The sequence below is a fragment of the Tritonibacter scottomollicae genome (assembly GCF_003003215.1).
Taxonomy (GTDB): Bacteria; Pseudomonadota; Alphaproteobacteria; order Rhodobacterales; family Rhodobacteraceae; genus Epibacterium; species Epibacterium scottomollicae.
Genome location: NZ_PVUF01000001.1, coordinates 809,520 through 820,415, shown reverse-complemented (window position 1 = coordinate 820,415; position 10,896 = coordinate 809,520). Strand labels below are relative to the sequence as shown.

Here is a 10,896-nt window from a genome sequence, read left to right as displayed (position 1 = left end):
CCGGTAGTAAGTCTGAACCGTCACACCGATTTGCCGAACGGCTTCCTGAACCGAGCTCCCTTGTCCTTGCAGCACCTCAACCTGTCGCAGCTTCAGCACGATGTCCTCGGGCTTCTCTCGTTTGCCTGACATCTCGTCGTCCTCCTGAAAACGGGATATTCCTATCCCAAAAGGTGGACCACTTCAGTGGGGGCACTCCAGCCGAACCCACCCCAAGGCAGCTACGCGTATTTTCCAGCTTTTGGGGCATCTTGCAGAGCTGCCTTTAGTGCAGGCTCAAATTGAGCAAGATTCTTCCCTCATTCCGACTGAGGACGAACTTCAGGCGTTTGCACATGAGGTAACCATTCCCTGTTTCTTTGATGCGATCCAGTTGGCACAAGCTGCACGCGCAACGTCTATCGCTGATGATCTGGGCAGTCCCGAGGATTTCTTCAAGGACTTAGAAATTGCCAAACTGGGTGATCTTTCAAGGTATGGCGAACTTAAAACCCAAGGCGCTCGGGAATGGGCGCAACTCTGGCCTTGCAATGAGGTCCTCAAACCGATCTTGGGTGGTCACTTCACGAACTGAACCGTGATGCGGTGTAAGGTGTTTGGTCTGTCCGCAATCCATGTGTTGAGGCTTTGAATATTGGTCGGGATGTCATTGGTAGGGGCTGTGATCAGAACGAACTCATGCATGCCTTCGTCGTGATTTTCAGCCAACGGGTCGAGCTTTCCATCTAGTTTCTGGGGTAATCGGTTTTGACCTGATTGGATTTGTGCGCTGGCCTCACCATTAGGGCCAAGCGGGACATTGTGCCATTGACCCCGTACAGCTTGGAACGCGATGGCATGACTTTCAATCTCACCATCCAACTCAAAGCAAAACCGCTCGCCAAGTCGAATGGTCGTATCGGCTGGCTTCAACTGGCTTTCGCGCTCAACAATGCCCATCATCAGAGGAATGAGCACAAGGCGAAAACGATCTGAGATCGCCCGTTCGTTTACGATGACTTGCCAGCGTTGCTCTGGTGTCTCAGGGAAAATCTCAGGCGCAAGGCGATGGGCCAGATCGAAATGATGCTCAAGCAGCCATTGGTGGATTAGCGCGGCATATGTGGCGGCGATCTCGCCCCTACGCATATTACGTACATAATCTTGCCCACGTGCCACAGGATAACCCACAGCGTCATCCATGATCAGGTCAGGCGTTTTTCTTGGATCAAGATCAGCGAGCGCCTTGAGGACTGGATAGAGCTTCGCCTTGTCGGCCTTATTCTTTGGATCAAATGACATGCTTCCTCATACACCCGTATTCACCCCCTGAACACCCGAGATAGCCACAGCCTTGCCATGCTAGGGACAGGTTAAGCGCATAGGATCATTCAGAGATTTTCCTTGCGTGGTCGCAGGGAAATGTGGTTATATGTTCTATATTTGTTCTCAAAGTGCGCCCCGAACAATTGGCGACGTGAGACTCACATTTTCCAAAAATCTATTTGAAGAAAGGAGCGCGTGCATGACCTGTCCGCCTGATAAAAACAATACGCCCACACGCCCCAGCCTCTCCGTTGATTGGGAGGTTTACGCCGCCATGCTGGAAGACAGCGATATGCCGCTGGATGACCAGAAAGAACTGATTGAAACCCTGTGGTCGATTGTCGTGATGTTTGTCGATCTGGGATATGACGTAAAACCCACTACGCAAATCTGTGGAGAAGATCAGGAAGCGTTGGAAGACGATTCCACTGATCTGGTATCCTTGCTGAACAATGAATTGGCACAGACCCGTGCGGAGGAGGACCAATGGCAGGACTAAGCAGAACAAGACCAAGCAAAGCGGTGATTTATGCCCGCGTCTCTGGGGCTAAGCAAGTCCGCGAAGGCGACGGTCTCGCGTCTCAGGAAAACCGTTGCCGTGAGTATGCGACCTATAAAGACTACGATGTCGTCGAGGTATTCAAAGACGACATGTCAGGGAAGTTTGAGCGTCGTCCTGCCATGGATCGGATGTTGGCCTTCCTGCGCCTACACCCGAAGGGCAGCGTGGTGGTCATCATTGACGACATCAGCCGCTTTGCGCGTGACGTGCAGGCACACATCTCGCTGCGTCAAACCTTGAGTGATGCTGGCGGCATCTTGGAAAGCCCCTCCATCGAGTTCGGTGAGGATAGTGACTCTCGGCTTGTCGAACACATGCTGGCCTCGGTCGCACAGCATCAGCGCGAGAAGAATGCTGAGCAAACCTCCAACCGTATGAAAGGTCGGATGATGAATGGTTATTCCGTCTTCTCCGCGCCTGTGGGCTACACATACAAAAAGACCAAGGGCCATGGGAAACTGCTCACGCCAGATGAACCCATTGCATCCATCGTCAAGGAAGCGCTGGAAGGCTATGCCTCGGATCGCTTCTCAGGACAGGCGGACATCAAGCGTTTCTTGGAAACTCAGCCAGAGTTTCCGAAAGACCTGCCCAATGGCCAAATCCGCCAACAGAAGGTGACGGACATGCTGGGCCGCGTGATCTATGCGGGTTACATTGAGCATGAACCTTGGGGCATCACACGCCGCAAGGGCCACCACCAAGCCTTGATCTCTCTGGAGACCTATCAGACCATACAAGAGCGTCGGAACAGCAAAGGCATCGCCGCCAAGCGCCCTGACATCAGCAAAGACTTTCCCTTGCGTGGCTCGGTCATTTGCGCCTGCTGCGACAAGCCGATGACGGCCTATTGGTCGCGCAGTGCGACGGGGAAGCGTTACCCGTACTACAACTGTCAAACCCGTGATTGTTCGGAGTATCGCAAGAGCATCCGCGCGGAAAAGATTGATGATGGGTTTGAGAATATTCTCCGCTCGATGACGCCAAGCAAAAACATGCTCGATATCGCTATGTCGATGTTGAAAGACGCATGGGATCAACGGGGTGATCAGGCCAAGCAAGCAAAGGCTGAAATCAAACGCCAGCACAAAGAGTTGGATAAGCAGCAAGATGCGCTGGTCGAACGCATGCTCGAGACCTCGAATCCAAAGGTCATGGCGGCACTAGAAAGCAAGATCGCGAAGCTGGAAGAGGACAAGCTTTTGCTGACTGACAAGCTATCACAAAACACCAAACCCAAGAGCACCCTGTCCGAAATTATCGAACTATTGAGAGACTTCCTCTCAAACCCTTGGAATATCTATGAAAAGGGATCACTAGAAGTGCGTAAAACCATCCTGAAAACAGCTTTCAAAGCCCCATTGGCATACGACCGTCAAAACGGTTATCGAACTCCACGAGTGTCTGTAATTTTTGATTTTTTAGCGGATTTCACATCAAAATGTGAAATGGTGCCCCCACACGGACTCGAACCGCGGACCTACTGATTACAAATCAGTTGCTCTACCAGCTGAGCTATAGGGGCCTTTCGCGGCGGGATAATCACTTTAGCGCGGCTTGGCAAGAGACAAAATGAACGAGACCGGAGATGGATTTGCACCAGCGGGACGGGCTCCTCATTATGCTGCTGGGCCATCGATAAGTTGCGATTTGACCGCAAACTCGACGCAATTTATGCATAGCATTCTTCAGACGCGATAGAACGCGACAGACAGGTCAGTAGAATGCAGGTCATAATACATGCCGGCGCGCATGGAACAGAAGAAGATCGCCTGATGAAGACCCTCCTGCGCAACAAGGAGGGCTTTCTGGCGCGTGGAACTTCGGTGCCGGGACCTGCCAAGTATCGCCCCCTGTTGAAGGAGTGCATGGCGGCCTCAAAGGACCACGCACCGTCGGAGGATGCGCAGGATCTCTTGTGGGACGCCATTCTGGAGGAAGAGCACGCCGATCGCGTGGTGCTGTCCAATCCGCATTTCTTTGGCTCACAGCGCGATGCGCTTGACGGCCAGCGTCTCTATCCGGAGGCGGAGGACCGTATGCGAGCGCTCAAGGCGCTCTTTCCCAATGACGATCTTGAGCTCTATATGGCAATCCGCAGCCCGACCGGTTTTTTACCAAAACTGCTGGAAAAGGCGGGCCCCGGGCGCCGACAGGACGTCCTGAGCACCACCAACCCGGCAGAGCTGCGCTGGTCGGCGATGATTGCCCGCATTCGTGCCGCTGTGCCGGATGTTCCGATCACGCTCTGGTGTTACGAGGATCTGCCCATGATCTGGGCGCAAATCCTGCGCGAGCTGGGCAATTTGGAGGCCGACAGCAAGGTCAAGGGCGGCATGGATCTGCTGGGCACCATCATGACGCGCGAGGGCATGCGACGCATGCGCGCCTATCTGCATGACCGTCCCGAAATAACAGAGATGTACAAACGTCGCATCTTCGCCGCCTTCCTCGACAAATATGCCATCGAAGAGGCGCTTGAAGAGGAACTGGACATCGAGGAGTGGACGCCAGAGCTTATCGCCCGGATCGAAGAGGCCTATGACGCCGATGTCGACCAGCTGAGCCGTATTCCCGACGTCAGACTGCTGACGCCCTAAGACCGCTGACCGGCAACACATCGGACGCAAGAGTGTTTACCGTCCCTGCCCCGGTGGTTAGGAAGAGGTCAGCATTTCCAGAATGACACGAGCGGTTCCATGTCCGGGCAAAACTACAACATCATGATCGTAGGCCAGTCCGGTCGGCTGATGTTCGAGGCCGTGCTCTTCGCCGCATCATTGCGCCAGACAAACCCCGGCTTTCGCGGACGGTTGTGCGTCGCCGTCCCGCAGCCCGGTCCGCTCTGGGCCCGCGATCCGTCCATCCGCAATGTGCCGGTGCTTGAGGCGCTGTCACGACTGGACGCAGAGATCTTGCCGTTTGAGTCACAGCACTTCGGCCAATCCTACCCCTATGGCAACAAGATCGAAGCCCTGTCCGTATTGCCAGAAGGCGAGCCGTTTGTCTTTTTTGACACCGACACGCTTATTACTGGCGACCTGGGCAAAGTTCCGTTCGACTTCTCGCGCCCCTCCGCCAGTCTGCGGCGTGAAGGCACCTGGCCCACACCCACACTCTACGGACCGGGCTACGCCGACATCTGGCGTGCGCTGTACGGGCGCTTCAACCTCGACTTTGACAGCAGCCTCGACCTGGACCAGCCGGACGAATACTGGAAGCGGTATCTCTATTTCAACGCCGGGTACTTCTTTGGTGCCTGCCCGCGCGCCTTTGGCAGACGCTTCCAGGACTATGCACGATCCATCCGGGATGACCCGCCGGTGGAAATCGTGGGCCAGTCCCTCGATCCCTGGCTCGATCAGGTGGCCCTGCCGCTGGTCATCCATTCCTTTGGCGGCGGTCGCGACACCCTGCCCGACGGCTATCTGGACGGACACACCAGCTGTCACTACCGCACCTTCCCGCTGCTTTATGCGCGCGAGAGCGATCATGTGGTTGCCACCTTGGAAGAGGTCTGCGCGCCCAACAAGATCAAGAAGGTCCTGAAGACCTACGAGCCGATCAAACGTCTCGTCTATCAGGGCAAGGGACACCGCGTGCGCGCCCTGTTCGATCAGGACAACCTGCCCCGCCGCGAACAGGCGATCCGCAACCGGATCAAATCCGAAGGTCTCTGGATGCGCTGACCCTCAGATCGCGCCGCTGCGCCGATCCATAGGTCACAATTGCAGATGAAACCTGCTCGCTTTCCCTTGCACAAAGGCCGCGCCCGGTGTGTTCTGTCGCCAGCTTGATATTGAGTGCGACATAAGGGAGATAATCGAGATGTCCGACAGCCCCACCTACGGCTTTGACACGCTGCAAATTCACGCAGGCGCCCGCCCCGACCCGGCCACCGGTGCCCGCCAGACCCCGATCTACCAGACCACCTCCTATGTGTTCCGGGACGCCGATCACGCGGCCGCGCTCTTCAACCTGCAGGAAGTGGGTTACATTTATTCCCGCCTCACCAACCCCACCGTCGCGGTGCTGCAGGAACGGCTGGCCACGCTTGAGGGCGGTGTCGGCGCGGTCTGCTGCTCCTCCGGTCATGCGGCCCAGATCATGGCCCTGTTTGCCCTGATGAGCCCGGGCAAGAACGTGGTGGCCTCCACCCGGCTTTATGGCGGCACCGTCACCCAGTTCAGCCAGACCATCAAACGCTTCGGCTGGTCGGCAAAGTTCGTCGACTTCGACGATCTCGACGCCGTGCGCGATGCCATCGACGATGACACCCGTGCGGTGTTCTGCGAATCCGTGGCCAACCCCGGCGGCTATGTCACCGATATTCGCGCGGTGGCCGATGTCAGCGACGCCGCTGGTCTGCCGCTGATCGTCGACAATACCTCAGCCACGCCCTACCTCTGCCAGCCGATCAAGCATGGCGCAACGCTGGTGGTGCATTCCACCACCAAATACCTGACAGGCAACGGCACAGTTACCGGCGGCTGCATCGTTGATTCCGGCACGTTCGACTGGTCGGCCTCGGACAAGTTCCCGGCCTTGTCGGCGCCCGAGCCCGCCTATCACGGGCTGAAGTTCCACGAGACCTTCGGCAACCTCGCCTTCACCTTCCACGGCATCGCCATCGGGCTGCGCGATCTGGGCATGACCATGAACCCGCAGGCGGCGCATTACACGTTGATGGGGATCGAAACCTTGTCCCTGCGCATGCAACGCCATGTTGAAAACGCCGAGAAGGTGGCGGCTTGGCTCGAAAACGACCCGCGCGTGGATCACGTGACCTATGCGGGCCTGCCCTCCTCGCCCTATGCCGAGCGCGCCAAACGCTGCTACCCCAAGGGCACCGGCGGCCTGTTCACCGTGGCACTGAAGGGCGGCTATGACGCCTGCATCAAATTGGTGGACAGCCTCGAGATCTTCTCCCATGTGGCCAACCTCGGCGATACCCGCTCGCTGGTGATCCACTCGGCCTCGACCACCCACCGCCAGCTGACAGCTGAACAGCAGGAGGCGGCCGGTGCCGGTCCCAATGTGGTGCGGATTTCCATCGGGATCGAAGACGCCGACGACCTGATCCGGGATCTGGATCAAGCGCTTGCGAAAGCCTCCGACTGAAACGTCACAGCGCCCAGACCGCTTTGATAAAAAAACTGCAAAAGGCCGGGAAATCCCGGCCTTTTTCCATTTTGTAACAGCGCATTAGGCGCAAAATCAGTTGGGGCCAGACGGCTCCATGATGTCAAATGTGACGGAGACGTTGTGCTCCAGACTCACGGTGCCGGCAGAGATCGGCATATCGGAAGAGCGCGCCATTTCCATCGCCATCATCGGCGCACCACCCGCAGATCCACCATCGCGGATCTCGCGCACTGGTCCCAGCGCCATGCCTGAGGCCTCGGCCAGCTGGCGCGCCTTGTGAAACGCATTTTCAACCGCCTGCGTACGCAGAAGATCCTGCGCGGTGTCCCGCTCGCTGTAGGAGAACGACAGCCCGCGGAACTCATTCGCGCCCGCGCGCAGCACATCATCCAGCACCCCGCCGATGCCATCAATGTCATGCAGGGTCACCGTCAGCATATTGGAGGCCTCAAAGCCGGTGATGCTGCGTTCGTCCTGCTCGTCGCGGCGGACTTGGCTCCAGACGGGATGCATCGACACGTGCTGTGTCTGCATGTCCTCGCCCGCGATACCGCTGTTGCCCAGGCTGGTCATGACCTCGTTCATCCGCACGGAGACCTGCTCCATCGCGGCACCGGCCTCTTCGGCCTGTTCACGCACGCCAAGGGTAATCACGGCCTGATCCGGCGCGACATCCATGCTCGCTTCGCCTGTCACATGCAACTGGCGCAGCTCTTCCGCGCTCAGGGACAGGGGGGCAAACGCAACAGCGCCTGCCAACATCAGGGCCATGGTTTTCTGGTTCAACATCTGGGATCCTCCGCTAGTGTCGATCTGAGGTCTACATGGGAGTGGCAGATCCCCGCGCGCAAGGGGAGCTTTCGTGCTTTTGCTTCCCCTCGGCGGGTTACTGCTCTATGGTTTGCGCAACAATAACGGCGCCCCGGCACGGGCGTCCCGGGTTGGTTGGCCGTCTTTCATGTCGCTCGCCTTTCGGGATGCAACGGTTCCCTGAGGGGCGAGGCACGCAGACAAAAGACACTGATGACCTGATGAAACCAGAGTTTGCGCTCTCTCTTTCTTTCGACGGCATCGCGCTGCTGGTGCGTGGCGCGGGCGGATGGCAACGTGTCGGCGAAATTCCGACCGACACGCCGGACATGCCCGCCGCCCTGGCGGCCCTGCGTGCGAAGGCCACCGCTGCCCTGCCCGGCAAGTCCCTGCACTGCAAGCTGATCCTGCCCGATGCGCAGATCCGCTACCTGACCATCCAGACAGGTGAGCGGTCGAACGACGCGCGGATCACGTCGGCACGCAAGGCACTTGAAGGCGCAACGCCCTACAGCGTATCAGAACTCGCCTTTGATATCAGCCCGGATGGTGCCGAGACCCATGTGGCGGCCGTGGCGATCGAAACCCTCGAGGAAGCCGAGAGCTTTGCGCTCGCACATGGGTTTGACCCGGTAAGCTTCGTTGCCGCACCAGAAGGCCATGTGTTCTTGGGCGAACCTTTCTTTGGCACCCCCCGCGCCGCGCGCGGGCTGGAGATTGAGCCGGATGATATCGCGGTGGTCGAGATTGGCCCCCTGAGCCTCGAGGACAGCGACGCGGCCTCCATCAGCGAGGCGCCAGCCTCGGAGCTTTCGGCAAGCAGCACGGATGTGGCCCACTCCGCCGACACGCAGACCACCGATGCCGCAGACACATCTGTTGAAGACGATCAACCCGCGGCCAAGGCCGATGAGTCCGATGAATCCGAGACGGATGCGCAGGCAGACCTGTTCAAAAAACCCGAAGTGGACGCGATGGGCAAAGGCGAAGACGCGCTTGCCCCGCATTCCGGCGGCCCCATCATTCTGCCTGCGGCACCGCCCTCCGCAGAGCCGACGCAGAGCAGCGGCGCGGAGGCCACTGAGCTGGACAGCCCCCCCAACACACCGGACGACCTCTCGTCGCCCCAGCCTGACGAAAACCAGGATGCGCAGGATCAAGACGCCGCAGCGGCGCTGAGTTTCAGCTCACGCCGTGCGCGTGGCGAAACAGCACCGCTGAGCGCACAGCGCCGCGCGCCAACCGAAGGCCCAACCGCAGCTGTCGTGCTAAGGCCGGAGACCGCCGAAACGGCAAGCGCAGACCTCCGCTCAAAGGCACCGCTGACCACCGGGCCGCAGCGAGACGCCTCCGAATCGTCGCCGACCGCCTCCGTTCCGCCCGCCCCGAGCTTGTCCATGCCGACACCGGTTCTGGCGCATACGACCTCCGCGCCGCCCAGGCCTGCGGCGGATACGGCGCCCGCTGCCGCCAGGCCCGTGTCGCCGCCTCAAAACGACATCAGCCAGATGCCACAGGCGCGATCTCTGCGCTCCCGCTCGGGTCGCATCGGTCTGGTCGCGGTCACCCTGGCCACCGTCTCGGCGCTCGGCGCCTGGGCCTTGGTTCAGGAACTGCCCGAGCTCTGGTCCGATCTCAGACGTGCGGACCTGGTCCAGACCGAGGACCCGGTCGCCACGCCGGTACTTGCCACCGCCGAGGATTCCGAACGGGCTGCAGGCCTTGTCGCACCGGGCCTGTCCGCCAGCGATGCGCCATTCCTGCCGTCCGATGACGCTTCCCTGCCTGCGGACTTCGACACCGGTCAGGTCGCGGCACCCCAGGCCGATCCTGATGGTTTGACGGTCACCGACGCCGCCGTTCTTGAAGCCCTCGGAACGCCCGTGGTCGATGAGGTCGCGCCAATCGATGGCCAGGATCTTGTCATTGCCTCCCTGCCCGCGCCGCGCGACATTTCCGGTACTGGCGACGAGGGCGGCCAGGCGCAGGAGGCATCACAAGACGACCTGAGCAATGAAGGGGCAGATATCGACCCTGAAGCGCTGGCAGATGGTGTGGTGCCAGATGACGCCGCCGATGCGGGCGAAGGGTTGGACGGTACGGTCGCCGATCTTGAGGCAGCGGCGCAATATGCAGCCACCGGGATTTGGCAACGCGTGCCGGATATCGCGGAATTGCCGCCGCTGATTGATCTCGACAGCATGTATGTCGCCTCGATCGACAATACCGAACTGTCTCAGGACGCCATCGCCCTGCCCGCCCGAACCGCGCTCAACACCGACACCCCGTTTGGCGCCGTGTCCAACCCGACCGAAGCCGGTCGCGCCTTTGACCTCGACGCGCGCGGGCTGGTCGAAGCCACGCCCGAGGGCACGATGAATCCGGACGGCATCATGGTGTTTTCCGGCCGCCCTGAGATCACACCGCCCGCGACACCGGACCGCCCCTCTGCACGAGAGCAGGAAGCGGCAGACACGACCGCACGCATTGCGCTGCTGCAAAAGCTGCGCCCCCGGACACGGCCAAATGACCTGGTGGAACAGGCCGAACGCGCGCAACACGGCGGCGTTGTACGTGCAGAGCTTCTGTCCAAGCGCCCACCAACCCGGCCCGCCTCGCTGAAAACCGAGGAACAGGAAAGCCAACCCGCCACAGCCTTGGCCGTTGCGCGCGCTCCGCAACCCCGGGCACGCCCTGCGAACTTCGCCAACCTCGTGGATCGCGCAAAGCGGCGTCAGCAGCAACAACAGACAGCCGCAGTCTCGGCCCCTGCGGCGGTGGTTACGCCCTCCATCCCCTCCTCCGCCTCCGTGGCACGGCAGGCCACCGTGCAACGCGCGCTCAACCTGCGGCGCGTGAATCTGATCGGGGTCTATGGCAAACCCTCGGCCCGCCGCGCGCTGGTCCGGTTGCCGTCGGGACGCTATGTGAAGGTCAAGGTCGGCGACCGGATTGATGGTGGGCGGATCGTGGCAATCGGCGACAGCCAGCTGCAATATCAGAAAGGCGGCCGCAACAGGACGCTCAACCTGCCCAACAGCTAAACCAGATCTCGCCTGACTGGCACGTCGCGG

At 59.8% G+C, this 10,896-nt stretch carries 9 protein-coding genes, 1 tRNA gene and 1 pseudogene; 7 read left to right on the top strand and 4 right to left on the bottom strand.

Going from position 1 to position 10,896, the window contains the following annotated elements; all coding sequences use genetic code 11:
- Positions 1-132: pseudogene (locus CLV89_RS22850) on the bottom strand (IS3 family transposase); the annotation flags it as partial.
- 136 nt (positions 133-268) lie between these two features.
- On the opposite strand from CLV89_RS22850, the gene CLV89_RS03895 reads away from it, so the two are divergent.
- Entirely contained in the window at positions 269-574 is a 306-nt protein-coding gene (locus CLV89_RS03895; RefSeq protein WP_106162282.1) for a hypothetical protein, read from the top strand.
- On the opposite strand, the gene CLV89_RS03890 is transcribed toward CLV89_RS03895, so the two are convergent.
- Positions 559-1,281, bottom strand: coding sequence for a hypothetical protein (locus CLV89_RS03890; protein ID WP_106162281.1), 723 nt, complete (start codon positions 1,279-1,281; stop codon positions 559-561). The two genes, CLV89_RS03895 and CLV89_RS03890, sit on opposite strands and share 16 nt — an antisense overlap.
- 223 nt (positions 1,282-1,504) lie before the next feature.
- Between CLV89_RS03890 and CLV89_RS03885 the strand changes: the two genes are divergently transcribed.
- Together CLV89_RS03885 and CLV89_RS03880 are read left to right on the top strand one after the other, a co-directional pair.
- Complete coding sequence (locus CLV89_RS03885; RefSeq protein WP_106162280.1) at positions 1,505-1,804, top strand: hypothetical protein; 300 nt, start codon at positions 1,505-1,507, stop codon at positions 1,802-1,804.
- The gene (locus CLV89_RS03880) at positions 1,792-3,354 is read left to right on the top strand and encodes a recombinase family protein (RefSeq protein ID WP_106162343.1); all 1,563 of its coding nucleotides are present in this window, start codon (positions 1,792-1,794) and stop codon (positions 3,352-3,354) included. Before CLV89_RS03885 ends, CLV89_RS03880 begins: the two co-directional genes overlap by 13 nt.
- Here the strand turns inward: CLV89_RS03880 and CLV89_RS03875 are convergent.
- A tRNA-Thr gene (locus CLV89_RS03875) sits at positions 3,317-3,392 on the bottom strand. The two genes, CLV89_RS03880 and CLV89_RS03875, sit on opposite strands and share 38 nt — an antisense overlap.
- Before the next feature lie 250 nt (positions 3,393-3,642).
- Between CLV89_RS03875 and CLV89_RS03870 the strand changes: the two genes are divergently transcribed.
- The 3 genes from CLV89_RS03870 to CLV89_RS03860 all read left to right on the top strand — a co-directional run bounded on the left by CLV89_RS03870 (position 3,643) and on the right by CLV89_RS03860 (position 6,988).
- The gene (locus CLV89_RS03870; protein ID WP_243394921.1) at positions 3,643-4,467 is read left to right on the top strand and encodes a hypothetical protein; all 825 of its coding nucleotides are present in this window, start codon (positions 3,643-3,645) and stop codon (positions 4,465-4,467) included.
- A gap of 99 nt (positions 4,468-4,566) precedes the next feature.
- Positions 4,567-5,556: a hypothetical protein gene (locus tag CLV89_RS03865; protein ID WP_106162278.1), complete on the top strand. Its 990-nt coding sequence runs from the start codon at positions 4,567-4,569 to the stop codon at positions 5,554-5,556.
- Between the two features lie 139 nt (positions 5,557-5,695).
- Complete coding sequence (locus CLV89_RS03860) at positions 5,696-6,988, top strand: O-acetylhomoserine aminocarboxypropyltransferase/cysteine synthase family protein (RefSeq protein ID WP_106162277.1); 1,293 nt, start codon at positions 5,696-5,698, stop codon at positions 6,986-6,988.
- A gap of 96 nt (positions 6,989-7,084) precedes the next feature.
- Here the strand turns inward: CLV89_RS03860 and CLV89_RS03855 are convergent, their stop codons facing one another.
- Complete coding sequence (locus tag CLV89_RS03855) at positions 7,085-7,801, bottom strand: SIMPL domain-containing protein (protein WP_106162276.1); 717 nt, start codon at positions 7,799-7,801, stop codon at positions 7,085-7,087.
- Positions 7,802-8,043: 242 nt separating this feature from the next.
- Between CLV89_RS03855 and CLV89_RS03850 the strand changes: the two genes are divergently transcribed.
- Entirely contained in the window at positions 8,044-10,866 is a 2,823-nt protein-coding gene (locus CLV89_RS03850) for a hypothetical protein (RefSeq protein ID WP_133166696.1), read from the top strand.
- Positions 10,867-10,896: the final 30 nt, after the last annotated feature.